At 72.7% G+C, this 20,618-nt stretch carries 16 protein-coding genes; 8 read left to right on the forward strand and 8 right to left on the reverse strand.

Annotated features, from left to right (window positions below; all coding sequences use genetic code 11):
- The first annotated feature begins 274 nt into the window (after window positions 1-274).
- A complete protein-coding gene (locus JOE43_RS04075) occupies window positions 275-847 on the forward strand; it encodes a YdeI family protein (protein ID WP_209514925.1) in 573 nt (190 codons plus the stop codon).
- A gap of 212 nt (window positions 848-1,059) precedes the next feature.
- On the opposite strand, the gene mmsB is transcribed toward JOE43_RS04075, so the two are convergent.
- The 3 genes from mmsB to chvE form a co-directional block, all read right to left on the reverse strand.
- Window positions 1,060-2,181, reverse strand: coding sequence for a multiple monosaccharide ABC transporter permease (mmsB, locus tag JOE43_RS04080; RefSeq protein WP_208381079.1), 1,122 nt, complete (start codon window positions 2,179-2,181; stop codon window positions 1,060-1,062).
- Window positions 2,182-2,264: 83 nt separating this feature from the next.
- Entirely contained in the window at window positions 2,265-3,812 is a 1,548-nt protein-coding gene (mmsA, locus tag JOE43_RS04085) for a multiple monosaccharide ABC transporter ATP-binding protein (protein ID WP_209514927.1), read from the reverse strand.
- Between the two features lie 70 nt (window positions 3,813-3,882).
- Window positions 3,883-5,013, reverse strand: coding sequence for a multiple monosaccharide ABC transporter substrate-binding protein (gene chvE / locus JOE43_RS04090; RefSeq protein ID WP_209514928.1), 1,131 nt, complete (start codon window positions 5,011-5,013; stop codon window positions 3,883-3,885).
- 258 nt (window positions 5,014-5,271) lie between these two features.
- Between chvE and JOE43_RS04095 the strand changes: the two genes are divergently transcribed.
- The 5 genes from JOE43_RS04095 (at window position 5,272) to JOE43_RS04115 (ending at window position 11,753) form a co-directional block, all read left to right on the forward strand.
- Window positions 5,272-6,891: a glycoside hydrolase family 43 protein gene (locus JOE43_RS04095; RefSeq protein WP_209514930.1), complete on the forward strand. Its 1,620-nt coding sequence runs from the start codon at window positions 5,272-5,274 to the stop codon at window positions 6,889-6,891.
- 172 nt (window positions 6,892-7,063) lie between these two features.
- Window positions 7,064-8,086 carry a LacI family DNA-binding transcriptional regulator gene (locus tag JOE43_RS04100; RefSeq protein WP_209514938.1) on the forward strand — a complete coding sequence of 341 codons (1,023 nt, stop codon included), beginning with the start codon at window positions 7,064-7,066 and terminating at the stop codon, window positions 8,084-8,086.
- Between the two features lie 125 nt (window positions 8,087-8,211).
- The gene (locus JOE43_RS04105) at window positions 8,212-9,570 is read left to right on the forward strand and encodes an ABC transporter substrate-binding protein (protein WP_245187105.1); all 1,359 of its coding nucleotides are present in this window, start codon (window positions 8,212-8,214) and stop codon (window positions 9,568-9,570) included.
- Between the two features lie 63 nt (window positions 9,571-9,633).
- Window positions 9,634-10,773 carry a carbohydrate ABC transporter permease gene (locus tag JOE43_RS04110; RefSeq protein ID WP_209514940.1) on the forward strand — a complete coding sequence of 380 codons (1,140 nt, stop codon included), beginning with the start codon at window positions 9,634-9,636 and terminating at the stop codon, window positions 10,771-10,773.
- Window positions 10,770-11,753: a carbohydrate ABC transporter permease gene (locus JOE43_RS04115; RefSeq protein WP_209514943.1), complete on the forward strand. Its 984-nt coding sequence runs from the start codon at window positions 10,770-10,772 to the stop codon at window positions 11,751-11,753. The genes JOE43_RS04110 and JOE43_RS04115 overlap by 4 nt, the downstream gene beginning before the upstream one ends.
- A gap of 310 nt (window positions 11,754-12,063) precedes the next feature.
- Here the strand turns inward: JOE43_RS04115 and JOE43_RS04120 are convergent, their stop codons facing one another.
- Genes JOE43_RS04120 through JOE43_RS04135 form a run of 4 tightly spaced genes read right to left on the reverse strand, consistent with a single transcriptional unit; the run spans window position 12,064 to window position 17,615 of the window.
- Window positions 12,064-14,523: a beta-glucosidase gene (locus JOE43_RS04120; protein ID WP_209514945.1), complete on the reverse strand. Its 2,460-nt coding sequence runs from the start codon at window positions 14,521-14,523 to the stop codon at window positions 12,064-12,066.
- A gap of 1 nt (window position 14,524) precedes the next feature.
- Window positions 14,525-15,346 (reverse strand): carbohydrate ABC transporter permease, encoded by an 822-nt coding sequence (locus JOE43_RS04125; protein WP_245187106.1) that lies wholly within the window; start codon window positions 15,344-15,346, stop codon window positions 14,525-14,527.
- The gene (locus JOE43_RS04130) at window positions 15,346-16,299 is read right to left on the reverse strand and encodes a carbohydrate ABC transporter permease (protein ID WP_209514947.1); all 954 of its coding nucleotides are present in this window, start codon (window positions 16,297-16,299) and stop codon (window positions 15,346-15,348) included. Before JOE43_RS04130 ends, JOE43_RS04125 begins: the two co-directional genes overlap by 1 nt.
- Window positions 16,299-17,615 carry an ABC transporter substrate-binding protein gene (locus tag JOE43_RS04135; protein ID WP_209514949.1) on the reverse strand — a complete coding sequence of 439 codons (1,317 nt, stop codon included), beginning with the start codon at window positions 17,613-17,615 and terminating at the stop codon, window positions 16,299-16,301. Before JOE43_RS04135 ends, JOE43_RS04130 begins: the two co-directional genes overlap by 1 nt.
- A 145-nt stretch (window positions 17,616-17,760) precedes the next feature.
- Between JOE43_RS04135 and JOE43_RS04140 the strand changes: the two genes are divergently transcribed.
- Window positions 17,761-18,783: a LacI family DNA-binding transcriptional regulator gene (locus JOE43_RS04140; protein WP_209514952.1), complete on the forward strand. Its 1,023-nt coding sequence runs from the start codon at window positions 17,761-17,763 to the stop codon at window positions 18,781-18,783.
- A 25-nt stretch (window positions 18,784-18,808) separates the two neighbouring features.
- Here the strand turns inward: JOE43_RS04140 and JOE43_RS04145 are convergent, their stop codons facing one another.
- Window positions 18,809-19,813, reverse strand: a complete 1,005-nt coding sequence (locus JOE43_RS04145) for a GlxA family transcriptional regulator (RefSeq protein ID WP_374072705.1) — start codon at window positions 19,811-19,813, stop codon at window positions 18,809-18,811.
- A 95-nt stretch (window positions 19,814-19,908) separates the two neighbouring features.
- Between JOE43_RS04145 and JOE43_RS04150 the strand changes: the two genes are divergently transcribed.
- On the forward strand, window positions 19,909-20,568 hold the full coding sequence (locus JOE43_RS04150) for an HD domain-containing protein (RefSeq protein ID WP_209514954.1): 660 nt from the start codon (window positions 19,909-19,911) through the stop codon (window positions 20,566-20,568).
- Window positions 20,569-20,618 lie beyond the last annotated feature (50 nt).

Here is a 20,618-nt window from a genome sequence, read left to right on the forward strand (position 1 = left end):
GGCGGCCGGGGGGCCTGCCGCCGGCCGCTGGTACAGCCGAGCACGACGACGACGCCTGTCATCGATGACAGCGTTGTCATGCACGTGCCCTTTCTACCCCCGCCCGGGGGTGGTGGTCAAGGCCGCCGCCGCGGGCGTCGCCGCCTGACGCACCACGTCTTCGCACCGGAACCACGCCGCGGCGTGGTTCGCAGGCGAGAACGTGGTTCGTCCCGCGCTGCCGCCCGGCACCCCGCACCCGCCCGGAGTCGGTCGCACCCGCTACCGTCAGCCCATGGTCAGCGTCGCCGACAAGCCCGCCCTGCACCTCACCGAGCCGCAGTGGGTGCACTACCTCGAGACGGTCGCCCACCCCGACGGCGTCCGGCTGCTGCTGCGCAAGAAGTCGTCCGCCCGGGTCGGCATGACGTGGTCCGAGGCCCTCGACGTCGCCCTCTGCCACGGCTGGATCGACGGCCAGTCGCAGCGCGTCGACGACGACTTCCTGCTGACGGCCTTCCAGCCGCGGCGCCGTGCGAGCCCGTGGTCGCAGGTCAACCGCGAGCACGTCGCGCGCCTCGTGGCGGAGGGGCGGATGCTCCCCGCGGGCCAGGCCGAGGTCGACCGTGCGAAGGCCGACGGCCGGTGGGAGGCGGCCTACCGTCAGAAGGACGCGGTCGCCCCGCCAGACCTGCAGGCCGCCCTCGACGCCGACCCCGCGGCCGCCGCCCACTGGGCGACGCTCACGAAGACGGTGCGCTTCCGCACCTACTTCCGCCTTGCGGCCCTCAAGCGACCCGAGACCCGTGCCGCGCGCGTCGCCGACGTGGTCGCCGCCGCTGCCCGCGGCGAGCAGCACTACCGCTGACGCGCGCACCGCGCCCTGCGCCTCGCGCCTCGTGCCCCCGCGCCCAGCGCCCCCGCGCTCCGCGCCCCCGCGCCCCGCGCAGACGACGAACCCCGTCCTCGCACTCGAACCCCGCCGCGGCGAGGTTCCCGTGCGAGGACGGGGTGTCGGGCGCTCGGGCGGGCCGGCCCCGAGCGCGGGCGGGCCGGCCCCGGGGGGCCGACCCGCGCCTCCTACCGGCGGCGCCGCTTGCTGTAGACGTCGAACGCGACGGCCAGCAGCAGCACGAGCCCCTTGATGACCTGCTGCCACGCGGCGTCGACCGAGAGGATCGACAGCCCCTGGTTCAGCACGCCCATCACGAGCCCGCCGATGACGGCCCCGACGACGGTGCCGATGCCCCCCTGCACGGCCGCGCCGCCGATGAACACCGCGGCGATCGCGTCGAGCTCGAAGCTCTGACCGGCCGACGCGACGGCGCTGCCGGCGCGGGCGGTGCTGACGACGCCGGCGAGCCCGGCGAGCAGGCCCATGTTGACGAAGATGCCGAACGTGACCCACTTCGTCTTGACGCCCGACATCATCGCGGCGAACAGGTTGCCGCCCATGGCGTAGACGTGACGACCGAACACGGTTCGCGTCAGCAGGAACGAGTACAGCAGCACCAGCGTCGCCAGGATGATGAGGATGATCGGCGTCCCGCGGTTGTACGCCAGCAGGTAGCAGAGGTACATGATCGCGGCGACGGCGATGGCGATCTTCAGCACGAACGACACCGCGCGCTCGCGGGGCAGCTCGAGGCGGCGGAGGTTCGCGCGGGCCCGCAGCTGCTGGGCGATCAGCCCTGCGGAGGCGAGCAGGCCGATGCCGAGCGTGAACAGGTCGGGCTGGCCCGTGGTGGGCAGCGTGCCCGACCCGATCGAGTTGAACGCGCGGGGCAGGCCGCTGATCGTGCCGCCGGTGAGCAGCACGAGGGCGACGCCGCGGAAGACGAGCATGCCGGCGAGCGTGACGATGAACGCCGGGATCCCGACGAACGCGACCCAGAAGCCCTGCCACGCGCCGATCAGCGCGCCGACGAGCAGCGAGAGCGCGACGGCGGCGCCCCAGGGCAGGCCCCAGTCGTTCATGGCGAGCGCGGCGACGGCGCCGACGGTCGCGACGACCGAGCCGACCGAGAGGTCGATGTGCCCGGCGATGATCACGATCACCATGCCGATCGCGAGGATCAGCACGTAGGCGTTCTGCTGGATGAGGTTGCTGACGTTGCCGGGGTAGAGCAGCCGGCCCTCGGTCAGCACCTGGAAGAGCAGCACGATCACGAGCAGCGCGGCGAGGATCCCGTACTGGCGCATGTCGATCCGGAGGCGGCGCTTGGCGCCCGGCACCGGCGCGGGTGCCGGCGGCGGAGCGGAGGGGCGAGGAGGTGCGGTGGTGGTCACGAGGCTTCTGCTCCTAGGGTCCTGGTCGCGGTCATGTGGCGCATCAGCTCTTCCTGGCTGGCGTCGGCGCGCGAGAGCTCGGCCGTGAGGCGGCCCTCGGCGATGGTGTAGATCCGGTCGGAGAGGCCGATCAGCTCGGGCAGCTCGCTCGAGATGACGATGACGGCCTTCCCCTGGGCCGCCATCTCGGCGATGATCCCGTAGATCTCGTACTTCGCCCCGACGTCGATGCCCCGGGTGGGCTCGTCGAGGATGAGCACGTCGGGGCCCGAGTAGATCCACTTGCTCAGGACGACCTTCTGCTGGTTGCCGCCCGACAGGTTGCCGACGACCGCCGAGACCGTGGGGGTCTTGATGTTCATCTGCTTCCGGTAGTCGTCGGCGACGGCGTACTCGCGGTTGCGGTCGATCACGCCGAGCTTGGCGAGCTTGCCGAGGGCGGCGGCCGAGACGTTCACCGTGATGCTGCCGATGAGGTTCAGGCCGTAGCGCTTGCGGTCCTCCGTGACGTAGGCGATGCCGTTCTTGATCGCCTCGCCGACGGTGCGGGTCTGGATCTCCTTGCCGTCCTTGTAGACGCGGCCCGAGATGTCGGTGCCGTACGACCGGCCGAAGAGGCTCATCGCCAGCTCGGTGCGCCCGGCGCCCATCAGGCCGGCGAACCCGACGACCTCGCCCGCCCGCACGTGGAACGACGCGTGGTCGACGACGAGCCGCTCGGAGTCGACCGGGTGGTGCACCGTCCAGTCCTCGACGCGGAGCTTCTCGGCTCCGATGTCGGGCACCCGGGGCGGGAACTGGCTGTCGAGCGGGCGCCCGACCATCGCGCGGATGATGCGGGTCTCGATCTCGGGGGTGTCGTCGACGGGGAACGACTCGATGGTCTTGCCGTCGCGGATGACCGTGACGGTGTCGGCGATCGCCCGGATCTCGCCGAGCTTGTGGCTGATGATGATCGACGTGATGCCCTGCTCGCGCAGCTGGTCGATCAGGCCGAGCAGGTGGGCCGAGTCGTCGTCGTTGAGGGCCGCGGTCGGCTCGTCGAGGATGAGGAGCGTCACCTCCTTCGAGAGCGCCTTCGCGATCTCGACGAGCTGCTGCTTGCCGACGCCCAGCTCGAGCACCTTGGTGACCGGGCTCTCGGCGAGGCCGACCCTGGCCAGCAGCTTCGAGGCCTCGAGGTTGGTGCGGTTCCAGTCGATGACGCCGCCGCGCTGCACCTCGTTGCCGAGGAAGATGTTCTCGGCGATGGAGAGGTACGGGCTGAGCGCGAGCTCCTGGTGGATGATCACCACGCCGTCGCGCTCGGAGTCGTTGATGGACGAGTAGCGGACGGGGCTGCCGTCGATCTCGATCGTGCCGTCGAAGCTGCCGTGCGGGTAGACGCCCGAGAGCACCTTCATCAGGGTCGACTTGCCGGCCCCGTTCTCGCCGCAGATCGCGTGCACCTCGCCGCGCTGCACGCTCACCGAGACGCCGTCGAGGGCCCGGACGGCGCCGAACTCCTTGACGATGTCGGTCATCTGCAGGATGACGTCGTTCATGTCTTCTCGCTTCGGGTCGAGGGAGCCGGCGGCGGCCCCGAGGGGCCGCCGCCGGCTGCCGGGGGTGGGGTCAGAGACCGACGTCGGAGGCGTCGACGAAGCCCGAGTCGACGAGCGTGCCCTGCACGTCGTCCTTCGTGACGACCACGGGGTCGAGCAGGTACGCCGGGACGACCTTCTCGCCGTTGTCGTACGTGTCGGTGTCGTTCGTCTCGACCTCGTCGCCCGCGACGATGGCCGCCACCATCGCCTGCACCTGGGTGCCGAGCTCGCGGGTGTCCTTCCAGACCGTCATCGACTGCTGGTCGGCGAGGATCGCCTTCACGTTCGCGACGTCGGCGTCCTGGCCGGTGATGATCGGCCAGTCCGAGCCCGGCTGGTAGCCGGCGGCGTCGAGGGAGGCCTCGATGCCGAGCGCCAGGCTGTCGTTCGGCGACAGGACCACGTCGACCTTCTCGCCGCCCGTGTAGAACGACTGCAGCCGGTTGTCCATCTCGGCCTGGGCGTCGTCCGAGCCCCAGCCGAGGATGCCGATGGCCTTCCAGCCGTCGTCGTCGGCGGGCGCCTTGCCGCTCGGCACGACGAGCACGCCGCTCTCGACGTAGGGCTGCAGGACGTCCCACGCGCCGGCGAAGAAGAAGCCGGCGTTGTTGTCGTCGGGGCTGCCGGCGAAGGGCTCCATCGTGAAGGGGCCCTTCTCGCCGTCGGCGAGGCCGAGCTGCTCCTCGATGTACTGGCCCTGCAGCTGGCCGACCTTGTAGTTGTCGAAGGTGGCGTAGTAGTCGACGGCCTCGGTGCCGTTGATCAGGCGGTCGTACGCGATGACGGTGGCGTCCTGCGACTTCGCGTCCTCGAGCGCCGGGCCGAGGGTCTGCCCGTCGATGGCGGCGACGACGAGGATCTTCGCGCCCCCGGCGACCTGGTTCTGGATCTGGCTGATCTGCTGGTCGGTCTTGTTGTCGGCGTACTGCAGGTCGACGGTGCAGCCGTCGCCCTCGAGCTTCTCCTTGAGGCCCTCGCCGTCGTTGATCCAGCGCTCGAGGCTGCGGGTGGGCATGCTGATGCCGACGTTGCAGTCGGTGCCGGAGGCGTCGTCGCCCCCGCCGCCGCCGCCGGAGGAGCCGGCGGGTGCGCAGGCCGCGAGGCCGGCCACGAGGCCGACCGTGAGGGCCGCGACGGAGAGCTTCCTTGCTGTGGTCATGGTGCGGATCCTTTCGGTGGGATCTGCCCGGGCGACGCCGCCCCGGCCGCCTCGTCGAGGGCGTGCCGGGCGGTGGTTCGTCGTCGAACCGGACCAGATCGAGCGGGTACTTCGCTGTAGTGCTCGAACCGACGTGGGTGGCGTCGGGGTATTTGTTGGCTCTCGGAACATATACGCGCCCTGATCGTCGGCGCAAGGGCCTCGGAGACCGTTACCGGATCGAGATGAGCGAGGCTCACCGCGGCTATGCTCGCCGTCGTGCCCGCCGACGTGCCCCTCGCTGCCGACCCGACCACCGCCTCCGCCCGGCCCCGCGCGACGCCCGTGCTGCCGGGCTTCCACCCCGACCCGAGCGTCTGTCGGGCGCCCGGCGACGACGTGGTCTGGCTCGCGACGTCGACGTTCGAGTACTGGCCCTCCGTCGCGCTCTCCTCCTCGACCGACCTGCTGACCTGGGAGGCGCGGGGCGCCGTCGTCACCCGGCCCGGCGCCCTCGACCTGGCCGGCGTGCCCGACAGCGGCGGGGTCTACGCGCCCACCCTGCGGCACGGCCTCGGGCGGTGGTGGCTGGTCAGCACGGTGGTCGGCGGCGACCGCCCGGGGTCGTTCGCCTGCACGGCCGACGACCCGTCGGGGCCGTGGTCGGACCCCGTCGTCGTCGAGGGCGCCGAGGGCATCGACCCGGCGCTCTTCTTCGAGGCGCGGCCGGGCGGCCGACGCGACCGGGTCTGGTGGCTCGGCACGCGCCTCCGCGACCCCGGCTCGTACGAGGGCGAGACCGAGATCTGGCTGCGCGAGCTCGACCCCGACACGCTGCGGCTGACGGGGCCCGAGCACGTCGTCTGGACGGCCGCGCAGCGCGGTGCCGTCTGGAGCGAGGGGCCGCACCTCGTCGAGCGCGACGGCTGGTTCCACCTCCTCACCGCCGAGGGCGGCACCGAGCGCGCGCACGCCGTCGTCGCCGCCCGCTCGCGCGCCGTCACCGGGCCGTACGAGGTCGACCCACGCGGCCCGCTGCTCACCCACCGGCACCTCGGGCAGGGCCACCCGGTCGTCGCCGTCGGCCACGCCGACCTCGTCGAGCTGCCGGACGGCGAGTGGCGCGCCACGGTGCTCGGCATGCGCCCGGTCGGCGGCCACACGGTGCTCGGCCGCGAGACCTTCGTCGCCCGGGTCACGTGGGAGGACGACCGCCCCGTCGTCAACGCCGGCGTCGGCCAGCTCGACGACGCCGTCGTCGGCCACGGGCCCCGGGTGCCGGAGGCGCGGGTCGACGACCTGAGGGGCTCCCGGCCCCTCGACGCGGCGTGGCTCTCGGTGCGCGGGGCGCCCTCCTCCACGGAGCCGGGCCCCGACGGCCTGGTGCTCGACGGCGCCGGCGCCGCCCGGCTGCACGACCCGACGGGGGTGCCCGCCTTCGTCGGGGCGCGGCAGCGCGACCACCACGAGACGCTCGAGCTGGCGGTCACGGCGAGGCCGGGGGCGGGCGGCGCGGCGGGCCTCGTCGTGCGGCAGTCCGGCGCGGCCGACCTCCGCGTCGAGGTCGTGCGCGGGCTCGACGGCGGCGGCCTCCGCGGGCGGATCGTGGCGCGCGAGGCCGGCGTCGACCGCGAGATCGCGGGCGCCACGGTGCAGGAGGCCGGCCTGGGCGGTGTCGAGATGCTGCTCCGCGCTTCCTGCCGGGGCGACGCCTACGACCTCGTCGCGCTCGTCGTCGACCCCGCCGGAGGGCCACCGACCGAGCTGCTGCGGGCCCGGGCGGAGGCGCGGGTCGTCAGCACCGAGACGGCCGGCGGCTTCGTCGGCGTGGTCTGGGGCGCCGCGGTCGACGGGCCCGGTCAGCTCGTGCTGCACCGCGCCTCCCGCACCGTCGGCTGACCGGGCGGTCCGCTCCGGGCGCGGCCCCCACAGACGTGGGCAGACCTCAGGTTGGACAAATCGTCAGCCGTTGCGCATGATGACCTCGCCGCCGATCGCACAGTCGTGCACCGGGGGAGCGCCTGCGTCGCCGCTCCTGTCCTGCGACGCACGACCGATCGAGGTGGATGCCGTGGGTGCGACCCGTGACGACGTGGCGCGCCTCGCCGGGGTCTCGTCGAGCACCGTCTCGTACGCGATCAGCGGTCGGCGCACCATCTCGGAGGCGACCCGGCAGCGCGTCGAGCGCGCCATGGCCGAGCTCGACTACACCCCGAACGCCTTCGCCCGCGGCCTCGCCGGCTCGCGCGGCGGGATCCTCGCCCTGCACTACCCGTCCAGCCCCCGCGGCGTCACGTCGTCCGAGTTCGAGTACGTCGCCGCCGCCACCGAGCGCGCCCGGTCGTGCGGCTACCACCTGCTGCTCTGGTCGAACCCGATCGGCGACGTCGAGGGGCTCGGCAGCCTCGTCAGCGAGCGGCTCGTCGACGGCGTGATCCTGATGGAGCTGACCTCGACCGACGCCCGCGTCGAGGTGCTCGAGCGGGCCGGGGTGCCCTTCACCAACATCGGTCGGCCCGACGACGCGGGCCGCCTCTGGTTCGTCGACGCCGACTACGAGGCCATGGGCCGCCTCGCCGTCGACCACGTGGCCGACCTCGGGCACGAGCACCTGTTCTTCCTCAGCCAGGGCCTCGGCGCCCTCGAGCGGGGCTCGGGCCCGCTGACGCGGACGACGCGGGCGCTCGCGGGGCCGGTCCGCGACCGCGGCCTGCGGGTCGAGGTGGTCCACGCCGACACCTCCGTGCGCGGCGGGCGGGAGGCCTTCGCCGCCTTCGCCGCGCTGCTGCCGCGCCCGACGGCCGTGCTCGCCTTCAACGAGATGGCGCTCGCCGGGTTCGTCCAGGCCGCGGCGCTCGCCGGCTGCCGCGTGCCCGACGACGTCACCGTCGTCGCGCTGAGCATCGGCGACCTGGCCGCCGACATGACCTCCCCGCCCCTGACGACGGTGTCGCCGCCGGGCGACGAGATCGCCGCCGCGGCCGTCGACGACCTCGTCGCCGCCATCGAGGACCGCCGCGGCGAGGCGCCGCACCTGCTCGTCGCGCCGCGGCTCACGGTGCGCGGCAGCTCCGCTCCCCCGACACGCTCCTAGGTGCGGTTGCGCGCCTCCGGCCGGTGTGTGACACTCATCGTCGACGCGCGTCGATGACGACACGTCGACGGTCCGCTCGACAGCACGAGCGATCGCCCGCCGCACCACTCAATGAGGAGAATCCCATGCGAGCACCCCTGACCCGCCGCGTCACCGGCGGGATGGCCTTCCTGGCCGCCACGAGCCTCCTGCTGGTCGGCTGCTCCGGCAGCTCCGACCCCAACGACCCCAACGCCGGCGGCGGAGCCGGCGGCACGGTCGGCACCGCCGACGGCGTCGTGAACATCTACGGCACGATCAACGGCGACGAAGCGACCCTCCTCGAGCAGTCCTGGGCGGACTGGGAGAAGGAGAACGACATCGACATCAAGTACACGGGCGACAAGGAGTTCGAGAAGCAGATCGGCATCAAGGTCCAGGGCGGCGACACCCCCGACCTCGCGATCTTCCCGCAGCCCGGCCTGCTGGCCGACACGGTGAAGTCCGGCAAGGTGCAGGAGCTCCCCGCCGACGCCCTCGCCAACGTCAAGGAGGGCTGGTCGGAGGACTGGCAGAAGTACGGCCAGGTCGACGGCACCCAGTACGGCGCGCCCCTCATGGCCAGCGTCAAGGGCTACGTCTGGTACTCGCCGGCGAAGTTCGAGGAGTGGGGCGTCGAGGTCCCGAAGACGTACGACGACCTCGTCGCGCTGTCGAAGACCATCCAGGAGAAGACCGGCGGCCCGTCGTGGTGCGCCGGCTTCAACTCGGGCGAGGCCTCGGGCTGGCCCGGCACCGACTGGGTCGAGGACCTCGTGCTGCGCGAGGCCGGCCCTGACGCCTACGACGCGTGGGTCGCCGGCGACACGAAGTTCACCGACCCCGAGATCAAGTCGGCCTTCGACGCGGTGGGCGAGATCCTCCAGGATCCCTCCCTCGTCAACGCCGGCTACGGCGACGTGAAGTCGATCAACTCCACCGCCTTCGGCGACGTCGCGACCAACGTCGCGAACGGCAGCTGCGCCCTGACCCACCAGGCCTCGTTCTTCGAGGGCTTCCTGACCGCGGCGAACAACGCCGAGGGCCAGCCCGCCACCGTCGCCGAGGACGGCGACGTCTGGGCCTTCCTCACCCCGCCGATGGAGGAGGGCGACCCCGCCGCCGTCACCGGTGGCGGCGAGTTCGTCGCCGCGTTCTCGAACGACGACGACACCGCGAAGGTGCAGGCGTACCTCGCCAGCGCCGACTGGGCCAACAGCCGCGTCTCGCTCGGCGGCGTCATCTCCGCCAACCAGGGCCTCGACCCCGAGAACGCCGGCAGCGACCTGCTGAAGAGCGCCGTGGAGATCCTCCAGGGCACCGACACCACCTTCCGCTTCGACGGCTCCGACCTGATGCCCAAGTCGGTCGGCTCCGACAGCTTCTGGAAGGGCATGGTCGACTGGATCGACGGCACCGACACCGACTCGGTCCTCGAGGAGATCCAGGCCGGCTACACCTCCTAGTCGTCCTTCCGTCAGGGGCCGTCGTTCGTCGGCGGCCCCTGACCCGTCCCCGAAAGGACAGCGATGTCCAGCTTCTTCCAGTGGTTGGCGGGTGTCCCGCCCCTGGCGCAGATCCCCCTGATCCTGATCGCCTTCACCGCGCTCGTCGGCATCGTGCTCGTCTTCGTCGAGTTCGCCCCGCGTCGCGGCCTCCAGTACACGATCCTCCGGCTCGCGGTCTGCGTGCTCGTCCCGGTCGTGGTGCTCCTCGCCTTCGGCCTCTACAACTCCGTCATGTGGGTCGCGGTCGTCGCGGCCGTGCTCGGCGGCGGGCTGTTCCTGCTCGACTACCGCTCGAAGCGCGGCTCCGGCTACTCGCTCCAGCTGATCGCCTTCATGGCCCCCGCGGTCTTCTTCCTCATCATCGGCCTGATCTACCCGACCATCACCACGGCCGGCCAGGCCTTCATGAAGAACGACGGCTCCGGCTTCGCCGGCATCGACAACTTCATCTGGGTCTTCACGAGCCCCGACGGCCTCACCGCCTTCGGCAACACGCTGATCTGGGTGCTGCTCGCCCCGATCACGGCGACGGCCATCGGCCTCGCCTACGCCGTGTTCATCGACAAGAGCCGCGGCGAGAAGGTCCTCAAGCTGCTGGTCTTCATGCCGATGGCGATCTCGTTCGTCGGTGCGTCGATCATCTTCAAGTTCTTCTACGACATCCGGCAGGGCGAGCAGATCGGCCTCCTCAACGGCGTGCTGGTCGCGTTCGGCGGCCAGCCCGTCGACTGGCTGGGGCTCGAGCCCTGGAACACCCTGCTGCTCGTGATCGTGCTGATCTGGACCCAGGCCGGCTTCGCGATGACGGTGCTCTCCGCCGCCATCAAGGGCGTCCCGGCCGAGCAGCTCGAGGCGGCGTCGCTCGACGGCACCAACGGCTTCCAGGCCTTCCGCCACATCACGGTGCCGGGCATCCGCACGACGATCATCGTGGTGCTCACGACGATCTCGATCGCCTCGCTCAAGGTCTACGACATCGTCTCGGCGATGACCGGCGGCCGCAACGACACGACCATCCTCGCGTTCGAGATGGTGCGCCAGTTCCAGCTCGGCAGCCGCACCGGCTACAGCTCGGCGCTGGCCGTCATCCTGTTCGTCCTGGTGCTGCCGATCGTGATCTACAACGCCCGCCAGATCCAGAAGCAGAGGGAGATCCGATGACCGCCACGCCCACCCCGGTCGGGGTCGCCGTCCCCCCTCGCACCGAGAGCCAGCTGAAGCGCGGCGTCGCGAAGATCGAGAACTCCAGCGGCAAGCTGAAGAAGGGCACGACGAGCCGCGGGGCGACCATCGCCGCGCTGATCATCGCCGTGATCTGGACCCTGCCCACCGCCGGCCTCTTCATCTCGTCGTTCCGCCCCGCGACCGACATCAAGACGACGGGCTGGTGGACGGTCTTCGCCAACCCCGGCTTCACGCTCGACAACTACGTCAACGCGCTGAACTCGGGCGACAGCCTGACCCTCGGCAAGGCCTTCCTCAACTCGCTCGTCATCACGCTGCCCGCGGCGCTGATCCCGATCACGATCGCGAGCCTCGCGGCCTACGCGTTCGCCTGGATCGACTTCAAGGGCCGCAACACGATGTTCGTGCTGGTGTTCGCCCTGCAGATCGTGCCGATCCAGATGGCCCTCGTGCCGCTGCTGCGCCTGTTCTCGGACGGCCTCGTCATCGGCGGCCTGTACATCCTCCCCGGCCTCGGGGTGAACGGGCTCGACGGCTCGTTCGCCAAGGTGTGGATCGCGCACACGATCTTCGCCCTGCCGCTGGCCATCTTCATGCTGCACAACTTCATCAGCGAGATCCCGGCCGAGGTCATCGAGGCCGCGCGCATGGACGGCGCGGGGCACGGCCAGGTCTTCTTCCGCATCGTGCTGCCGCTGTCGATGCCGGCCATCGCCTCCTTCGGCATCTTCCAGTTCTTGTGGGTCTGGAACGACCTGCTCGTCGCGACGGTGTTCACGTCCGGGCAGGGGCTGCCGATCACGAAGGCCCTGCAAGACCTGTCGGGCTCGTACGGCCAGTCGTGGGAGCTGCTCACGGCCGGCGCGTTCATCTCGATCATCGTGCCGCTGATCGTGTTCTTCGCCCTGCAGCGCTTCTTCGTGCGCGGCCTGCTGGCCGGCGCCACGAAGGGCTGACCCCGAGGAGTCGCGGGTCGGCCCCGCAGGCTGCCTCACCACGGACGCCGGTCCGGTGCACCCGCACCGGGCCGGCGTCCGTCGTCCGCCCCGGGTCGCGCTCGTCGCCCGGGTCGCTCGCGCGGCCGCGAGATGACGCGACCTGGGCCCTCGACGGTACCGAGGGCCCGGGTCGGGTCACCTCGATGAGGCCTGCGGGGAGGCGCGGGTCGCCTCCCCGGGGAGCGCACACGCCGGAGGGGGCGGCGCCTCCACAGCACCGCCCCCTCCGTCCCCTCGCCCCCGCGCACCACGGCAGGGGCCCGGTGCCTCAGCGCACCGTCACCACCGAGGTCAGGCGGCGGGTGTGGTCGACGACCCGCGCCTCCCCGGTCACCTCGACGTCGACCGCGGCGACGACGTCGCTGCTCGAGCGGGCGACGCGCAGCTGCAGGGCGCCCGTCTCGATGCGCCGGAGGCCGTCGCGACCGGTCGCCGAGGCGAGGTCGACCGGCACCACGATCTCGAGCACGGCCTTCTCGCCGGGCGCGAGCTGCGGGGTGCGCCCGTAGGCGACCAGCCGCTGCCCCGGCCGCACCGTCTCGGCCACGGGGTCGTGCAGGTAGACCTGCACGACATCGGCCCCGATCCGGTCGCCGGTGTTGTGCACGGTCACCTCGAGCGCGACCTCGCCGACGGTCGGCACGCGCAGCGGCTGGTCGCCGCCGCCGGGAACGACGACGTCCCAGTCGAAGGTCGTGTACGACAGCCCGTGCCCGAAGCCGAAGGCCGGGGTGGGGTCGACGTCCGACACGGCCGACCGCGCCGCCAGCGGGCTCTGCAGGTAGGTCGAGGGCTGGGCGCCCGGGTGGGCGGGCACGCTCACGGGCAGCCGGCCCGAGGGCGTGACCGCGCCGGTGAGCACGTCGACGACCGCCGCCGCGCCCTCCTCGCCGGGGAAGAACGCCTGCACGACCGCGGCCGCCTCCGTCGCGGCACGGCCGAGCGCGTAGGGGCGCCCGGTGAACAGCACGACGACCGTGGGCGTGCCCGTGTCGAGCACGGCGTCGAGCAGCTGCTGCTGCACGCCGGGCAGCGTGAGGTCGACGGCGTCGCAGCCCTCGCCGCTCGTGCCGCGGCCGAAGAGGCCGGCGCGGTCGCCGAGCACGACGAGCGCGACGTCGGCGTCGCGGGCGGCGTCGACGGCGGCGGGGACGCCGGAGGCGTCCGTCCCGTCCACGTCGCAGCCCGCGACGACCGCGCCGAGGCCGGGCACCGCCTCCCGCAGGCGCTCCGCGAAGGTGGGCAGCTCGATGCCGACCGCGACGTCGGGGTGCTGCGACCCCACGTGCGCCGGGAACGAGTAGCAGCCGAGCAGCGCCGCGGAGGTGTCGGCGTTCGGGCCGACCACGGCGAGGCGCGGGGCGGTGCCCTGGCCGGCACCGCCCCGTGCCCCGTCGCCGGGCACCCCGGCGAGCGGCAGCACCCCGTCGTTGCGCAGCAGCACGACGGCCTCGTCGGCGAGCCGCCGGGCGAGGGCGCGGTTGCCGGCCGTGTCGAGGTCGATCTCGTCGGCGCGGGCGAGGGGCGCCTCCGGGTCCCACCCGGGGTCGAGCAGCCCGAGCTCGGCCTTCTGGGTCAGCACGCGGAGCGCGGCCCGGTCGATCAGGGCCTCGTCGACCTCGCCGGCGCGCACGGCGGCGACGAGGGCCGGCCCGAACGCGTCGACCGTGGGCAGCTCGACGTCGACGCCGGCGGCGAGGGCCAGCCCCGCCGCCTCGGCCCGCGAGCCCGCGACGCCGTGCAGCGTCTCGAGGAAGGCGACGCCGAAGTAGTCGGCGACGACGGTGCCGTCGAAGCCCCAGTTGTCGCGCAGCAGCCCGGTCAGCAGCGACTCGTCGGCGGCCGAGGGCACCCCGTCGATGTCGGTGTAGGCGTGCATGACGCTCCGCACGCCGCCGAGGGCCACGGCCATCTCGAACGGCGGCAGCACGACGTCGGCGAGCTCGCGCCGCCCCATCGAGACGGGGGCGAGGTTGCGGCCCGCGCGCGACGCCGAGTAGCCGGCGAAGTGCTTGAGCGTCGCGACGACGCCGGCGCTCTCGAGCCCCTGTACATAGGCGGTGGCGACGGTGCCCACGAGGTGCGGGTCTTCTCCGATGGTCTCCTCGACGCGGCCCCAGCGGGCGTCGCGGACGACGTCGAGCACGGGGGCGAGCCCCTGGTGCACGCCGACCGAGCGCAGGTCGTCGCCGATGCGCGCGGCCATCTCGCGGACGAGCTCCGGGTCGAAGGAGGCGCCCCACGAGAGCGGCACCGGGTACGCGGTGGCGCCCCAGGCTGCGAAGCCCGCGAGGCACTCCTCGTGCGCGAGGGCCGGCACGCCGAAGCGGCCGCTCTCGACGATGGTGCGCTGGGTGCGGGCCAGCGAACGGGCGCCGGCCACGGCCTCGACCGGGGCCGTGCCGAACGGGCGCGTCAGCTGCCCGAGGCCCGTCGGCAGCAGCTCGTCGAGCGAGACGGGCTCGGCCATGTCGTGCTGGTGGGGCGCGACCTCGGCGCCGTCGGCTGAGGCGCCGACCCAGATGCCGAACAGCTGGGCGGTCTTCTCCTCGAGGGTCATCGCCGCGACGAGGGCCGCGGCGCGCTCCGCGGCCGGCAGGGCCGGGTCGCGCCAGGGGCCGTCGAGGGGGCCCGACGAGGAGGCGCGGGTCGGCTCCGCCGCCGCCCCTCCCGCCGCCGGTGCGCCGCTGCCGCTGGTGCTGGTGCTGGTGCTGGTGGTGCTGGTCATGTCACTTGCCGCCTACTCCGATGAGGCCCTGCACCAGCGCGCGACGCGCGAAGAGGTAGAGCACGAGGATCGGGATCATCGAGAGCACCACCGCGGCCAGGAGGCCGGGGATGTTCACGCCGTACTGGGTCTGGAAGTTGAAGAGTCCGAGGGTGACGACCCGGGTGTCGTCGGACTGCGTGAGGATCAGGGGGAAGAGGAAGCCGTTCCACGCCTGGAGCGCCGAGAAGACGACGATCGTCGCGAGGCCGCCCTTCGAGAGCGGCAGCACGAGCCGGAAGAACGCGCGGAACGGCGTCGCGCCGTCCATCGACATCGCCTCGTACAGCTCGGGCGAGATGTCGCGCATGACGCCCGACAGGATGAGCGTGCAGACCGGCAGCGCGAAGGCGGCGGTCGGCAGGATGACCCCGAGGAGGTTGTCGTACAGCCCGGCGACCGAGATCAGGTAGAAGATCGGCACGATCACGGCCTGCGCGGGCACTGCGAGCCCGAGCAGGAAGACGCGGAAGACGCCCCGCACGAGCGGCGAGGTGCTGCGCACGATCGCGTAGGCGAGCGGCGGCACGAGCAGCAGCACGACGAGCACCACGGCGACCGTGACGAACAGCGTGTTGAGGAAGTACTGGGCGAAGCCGGTGTCGAAGGCGTCGACGTAGTTCGAGAACGTGAAGTCGCCGAACGGCAGCGAGAGCGGGCCGTTCGCGGCGTAGCCGGTGCGGGTCTGCAGGGTGGCCGTGACCATCGCGTAGAGCGGCAGGGCCACGACGGCGAGCCAGATCGCGGCGAGGGTGCCGGCGATCCAGTTGGGTCGGGTGGTCATCAGACTCCTTCTGCCTGGGAGCGCATCTCGCCGTAGCCCGAGGCCTTGACGACGATCAGCGAGATCGCCGTCGCGACGACCACGAGCGCGACCGCGATGACGCTGGCGCCGCCGAAGTCGAACGACGAGAAGGCCTTCTGGTACATGTACAGCGGCGAGACGAGCGTGTCGGTGCCGGGGCCGCCGTTGGTGAGGATCAGCACGGTCTCGAAGGTGGTGAGCCCGCCGACGAGCATCAGGATGAGCGAGGTGACCACGGTGTTCTTGAGCTGCGGCAGCGTGATGCTGAAGAACTGGCGCACCATGCCAGCGCCGTCGAGCGAGGCTGCCTGGTAGAGCACGGCGGGGACGCCGCGGGCGCCGCCCTGGTAGATCAGCGTGTGGAACGGCGTGTACTGCCAGGTGCTGACGAACACGAGCACCGCGATCGCCGTGCCCTGGTGGCCGAAGAGGTTGCCGTCGCCGAAGAGCCAGGGCGCGCTGCCGGGGATGCCGAAGTTGGGGTCGAGCAGCGCTCGCCAGAGCACCGAGATGGCGGCCGACGAGAGCAGCAGGGGGATGAACCAGATCGCGACGACGGCGGCGCGGGCGCGCTGCTGGCCGGCGGCCCAGACCCCGAGGAGGAGCGAGACCGGGGTCTGCACCGCGATCGAGAGCAGCACGAGCACGACGGTCAGCCCGATGCTCTTGAGCAGCAGGGAGTCCTGGCCGATGCGGGCCCAGTTGTCGAGGCCGACGAACCGGGGGTCGCCGATGCCGCCCCAGGTGACGAACGACATCCAGACCGTGGCGACGAGCGGCACGAGGGCGAAGAGCCCGAAGAAGACGGTGGCGGGCAGCGCCCAGACGGAGCCGGGCCGGCCGACGGCGGCCTGCCCCGTCCGGGGCCGACCGGCACGGCGAGCCGTGCCGGTCGACCCGAGCGCCCCGCGACGAGCGGTGGCGGACGACATCACGGAGCCTGCAGCGCCTGCATGGCGGCGATGAAGCCGTCCTCGTCGAGGGTGCCGCTGAAGTACTGTGCGACGGCGGTGTGGATCGGCGTCATCGCGGCGGGCGGGTAGGCCTGGTCCCACGAGAGCTGGAACGACGGGGCGTCGGCCACGAGGTCGAACTGGTACTGCGAGTAGGCCGGGTCGGCCGCCGTCGACAGGAAGTCGGGCGTGTTCGTCGTGGTCGGCAGGTTGCCGATCGCGAGCTGCTGCTGCACGAACTCGTCGCTGTACATGATCTTCAGGAAGTCCTCGACGGCGTCGGGGTACCGCGTGCCCTTGATGACCGAGTAGAAGTTGTTCGTGTTGCCCGCCAGGTTGGCCGGGTCGCCCTTGCCGCCCTCGACGGTCGGGAAGGTCGTGTAGCCGAGGTCGGTCGCGGCGAACTCCGGGTCCTCGTTCTGCTGCGTCGAGTACTCCCACGAGCCCATCAGCTCGAACCCGGCCTTGCCGGTGCGGAGCAGGGCGGGCGAGCCGCCGTCGGTGAACTTCACCGAGTCGAAGTTCGTGCCGAAGCCGCCGGCGTCGACGAGGTCGCGCAGCATGCCGAGCGCCTCCCTGCTGTCGTCGCTGGCCCAGGCGTCGGCGTCGCCGTCGAGGGCCGACTGGAACAGCTCGGGCCCGGCGACGCGGTCGTACGCGTACTGGAACCACATCTGGGTCGGCCACTGGTCGCCGCCGCCGAGCGCGATCGGGGTGACCCCGGCGCCCTTCAGCGTCTCGACGGCCGCCATCAGGTCGTCCCAGGTCTCGGGCACGGCGATGCCGGCGTCGGCGAGGACCTTCTTGTTGTAGAAGAGCATCACGGGCTGCGTGCCGCGCATCGGCACCCCGTACGCCTTCTCGTCGAAGCGGGCCGTGTCGAAGACCGAGGGCAGGAAGGCCTCCTCGAGCTGCGGGTCGTCGGCGATCATGTCGTCGAGCGGCAGCAGCAGGTCGGCGTCGACGAACGGCTTGATGCTGCCGCCGCCCCAGTTGAAGAAGACGTCGGGCGCGCTGTCCGTGTCGATGATCGTCTGCAGCTTCTGCTGGTAGTTCGCGCCGGGGATGACGTCCAGCACGGCCTTGACGTCGCTGGTCTCGTTGAACTTCGCGACCACCGCCTCCTCGACCTTGTTGGTGGCGTCGCCGTAGACCGCGACGTGGATCTCGTTCTCGGGGCGGCTCTCGGCGCCGGAGCCGCCGGAGCAGCCGGCGAGCAGCGCGCCGGTGGCGAGCGTCGCGACGACCGCGAGCGATCGCCGCAGTCGCCGGGAGCGGGGGGATGAACTGTTCATCGTTGAACACCTTCCGAAAGTTTCGGTGATTCGCCCGAAATGAGTGCCGGACGGTCGAAGCATAGGCAGGAGGCGCCCCCGAGGTCAATAGGTTGTCACAGACCACAAATGGCGGGCGCCGCCGACCGCCAGCTACGATCACCGGATGGACGAGCTTGACGCCGCACCCCGGACGACGCTGGCCGAGGTGGCCGACGAGGCCGGCGTCTCGCTGTCCACGATCTCGAAAGTGTTGAACGCGCGGACGGATGTATCGGCCAGCACCCGCGCCCGCGTGGAGGCCCTGCTCGAGGACCGCGGCTACCGCCGACGCGCCTCGCCCTCGCGGTCGTCGACCCTCGTCGAGCTGGTGTTCCACGAGCTCGACTCGGCCTGGGCGCTCGAGATCATCCGCGGCGTGGAGGACGTCGCCCGTGCCCGCGGGCTCAGCGTCGTGCTCACCCAGAGCGGCGACCGCCACTCGCCCGACGCGGGCTGGGTCGACGGGGTGCTGCGCCGACGACCGGCCGGGGTGGTGCTGGTCTTCTCCGACCTGGGGGAGTCGCAGACCGCCCAGCTGCGCTCGCGCGACATCCCCTTCGTGATCGTCGACCCCGCCGGCGACCCCGCGCCCGACGTGCCCTCGGTGGGCTCGGCCAACTGGTCGGGGGGCATGGCCGCCACCCGGCACCTGCTCGAGCTCGGCCACCGGCGGATCGCCGCGATCACGGGCCCCGACGACATGATGTGCTCGCTCGCCCGGCTCGACGGGTACCGCTCGGCGATGGGCGCCGCGGGCGTCGCCGTCGACGAGCGGCACGTCGCGTTCGGCGACTTCCAGGTCGGCGGCGGCCGTGAGGCGGCCATGCGGATGCTGCGGCTGCCCGAGCCCCCCACCGCGATCTTCGCGGGCAGCGACCTGCAGGCGCTGGGCGTCTTCGACGCGGCGCGCTCGCTCGGCCTCGCCGTGCCCGACGACCTCTCGGTGGTCGGCTACGACGACCTGCCGCTCGCGGAGTGGACGAGCCCCCGCCTCACCACCGTGCACCAGCCGCTGCGCGAGATGGCGCAGGAGGCGACCCGGCTCGTGCTCGGCGGCACCGCGGGGCGGCCGACCCGGCTCGACCTCGCGACGTACCTGGTGCGGCGCGAGAGCACGGCGGCGCCGGCGGCTCCCGTCGCCGCCTAGCCCGCCCGGCGGCCCGGACGGCCGCCTAGCCGGCCTGCCGCAGCGGCGCGCGCCCGGCGAACGTCGCCCGGTACGCCCGCGGCGTCGTGCCGAGCACGCGGCCGAAGTGGTGCCGCAGCACCGCCGACGAGCCGAAGCCGACGCTCGCCGCGATCGCGTCGAGCCCGAGCGACGTCGTCTCGAGCAGCTGCTGGGCCCGCAGGAGGCGCTGCCTCGTCACCCAGGCCGCCGGCGTCGTGCCCCGCTCGGCCCGGAAGCGCCGGGCGAACGTCCGCGGCGACATGTGCACCCGCGCGGCCAGCGCCTCCACCGGGAGCTCCTCGTCGAGGTGCTCGAGCACCCACGCCGTGAGGGGAGCGAGCGAGGTGTCGGGCTCGGCCGGCAGCGGGGTCTCGATGAACTGGCTCTGGCCGCCGTCGCGGTGCGGGGGCACCACCATGCGGCGGGCGACGACGTTCGCGGCCGCCGCGCCGGCCACCCGACGGACGAAGTGCAGGCAGGCGTCGATGCCCGCCGCGGTGCCGGCCCCGGTGATGACGCGGCGGTCCTCCACGAAGAGCACGTCGGGGTCGACCGTGACGGCGGGGTGCTCGGCGGCGAGGCGGTCGGCGTACATCCAGTGCGTGGTGGCGCGGCGGCCGTCGAGCACGCCCGCGGCGGCGAGCACGAAGGCGCCGCTGCAGACGCTGATCAGCCACGCGCCGCGAGCCTCGGCACGACGGATCAGGTCGAGCGCCGCGGGGGAGAGCGCGTCGGGGCCCGTGCCGAGGGCGGGCACGCAGAGGACGTCGGCGCCCTCGGCGGCGTCGAGCCCGAGCTCGACCGTGATCGAGAAGCCCTGGTTCGTCCGTACGAGGCCCGGCCGCTCGGCGACGACCCGGTGCTCGAAGGCGGGGCCGCCGGCGGCGCGGCGGTCGAGGCCGAAGACCTCGCAGAGCACCCCGAACTCGAAGGGGGCGACGCCGTCGGCGACGAGGGTGGCGACGATCAGGGGCTCGACGGGGCGGGGCTCGACGGGGCTGGGCTCCACGGGTCTCCTCGAGGTGGGCGTGCTTGGCAGGAACAGTGCGTCTCGTGGCGATGCTGCCACTCGTCGGCGCCCGTGTCCACTCGTAGGGTCGCTGCATGACCTCCGCCTCCCCCTCCGACGCCGCCGCCCGTGTCGAGCAGCTGCTCGCGCCTCCCACCGTCGTGGCCGCGCGCTCGCGCGCCGTGGCGGCCGCCCACGCCTCCGCCGCCCTGCTCGGCCACAGCGAGCGGTCGTGGGTGCTCGCGGCCGAGCTCGGGCGCCGCGAGGGCGTCGCGTTCGACCCGGAGCTGCTCTACGCCGCGGCGCTGCTGCACGACCTCGGCCTCGTCGCGTCGTTCGACAGCCACGAGGTCGCGTTCGAGCGTGCGGGCGGCGACGTGGCGCGCGTCTTCGCCGCCGGCGCCGGCTGGGACGACGACCGCCAGCGGCGCCTCGGCGAGGTCGTCGTGCGCCACATGTGGCCGGCGGTGTCGGCCGAGCTCGACGCCGAGGGGCACCTGCTCGAGCGGGCGACGAGCCTCGACGTCAGCGGGGTGGGCGGCGGCGACTGGGAGCCGGCGTTCGTCGCGGCCCTCGTCGAGCGGGTGCCGCGCACGGGCTTCGCGGCGGAGTTCGGCGTCGCGATCGCCGCCCAGGCGCACCGCAAGCCGGCGACGGAGGCGGGCCGCGCCGTCCGCTCCGGCATCACTCGCCGGCTCGCGGAGAACCCGCTCGACCGGCTCGCGGAGGTCCCCCTCGACCGGCTCGGGGGTTGACCGCGCTCCGTCGGAATGGGGAGGCGCCTCCCCGGGTTGCCCCGCTAGCA

It is taken from the genome of Frigoribacterium sp. PvP121 (assembly GCF_017833115.1).
In the GTDB taxonomy this organism is placed as follows: Bacteria; Actinomycetota; Actinomycetes; order Actinomycetales; family Microbacteriaceae; genus Frigoribacterium; species Frigoribacterium endophyticum.

What these genes read in the sequence shown, in the direction of transcription:
- JOE43_RS04075 (WP_209514925.1), top strand. Translation starts at nt 275, where the DNA reads ATGGTCAGCGTCGCCGACAAGCCCGCCCTGCACCTCACCGAGCCGCAG.
- mmsB (WP_208381079.1), bottom strand. Translation starts at nt 2,181, where the DNA reads ATGCGCCAGTACGGGATCCTCGCCGCGCTGCTCGTGATCGTGCTGCTC.
- mmsA (WP_209514927.1), bottom strand. Translation starts at nt 3,812, where the DNA reads ATGAACGACGTCATCCTGCAGATGACCGACATCGTCAAGGAGTTCGGC.
- chvE (WP_209514928.1), bottom strand. Translation starts at nt 5,013, where the DNA reads ATGACCACAGCAAGGAAGCTCTCCGTCGCGGCCCTCACGGTCGGCCTC.
- JOE43_RS04105 (WP_245187105.1), top strand. Translation starts at nt 8,212, where the DNA reads ATGCGAGCACCCCTGACCCGCCGCGTCACCGGCGGGATGGCCTTCCTG.
- JOE43_RS04110 (WP_209514940.1), top strand. Translation starts at nt 9,634, where the DNA reads ATGTCCAGCTTCTTCCAGTGGTTGGCGGGTGTCCCGCCCCTGGCGCAG.
- JOE43_RS04115 (WP_209514943.1), top strand. Translation starts at nt 10,770, where the DNA reads ATGACCGCCACGCCCACCCCGGTCGGGGTCGCCGTCCCCCCTCGCACC.
- JOE43_RS04120 (WP_209514945.1), bottom strand. Translation starts at nt 14,523, where the DNA reads ATGACCAGCACCACCAGCACCAGCACCAGCACCAGCGGCAGCGGCGCA.
- JOE43_RS04125 (WP_245187106.1), bottom strand. Translation starts at nt 15,346, where the DNA reads ATGACCACCCGACCCAACTGGATCGCCGGCACCCTCGCCGCGATCTGG.
- JOE43_RS04130 (WP_209514947.1), bottom strand. Translation starts at nt 16,299, where the DNA reads ATGTCGTCCGCCACCGCTCGTCGCGGGGCGCTCGGGTCGACCGGCACG.
- JOE43_RS04135 (WP_209514949.1), bottom strand. Translation starts at nt 17,615, where the DNA reads ATGAACAGTTCATCCCCCCGCTCCCGGCGACTGCGGCGATCGCTCGCG.
- JOE43_RS04140 (WP_209514952.1), top strand. Translation starts at nt 17,761, where the DNA reads ATGGACGAGCTTGACGCCGCACCCCGGACGACGCTGGCCGAGGTGGCC.
- JOE43_RS04150 (WP_209514954.1), top strand. Translation starts at nt 19,909, where the DNA reads ATGACCTCCGCCTCCCCCTCCGACGCCGCCGCCCGTGTCGAGCAGCTG.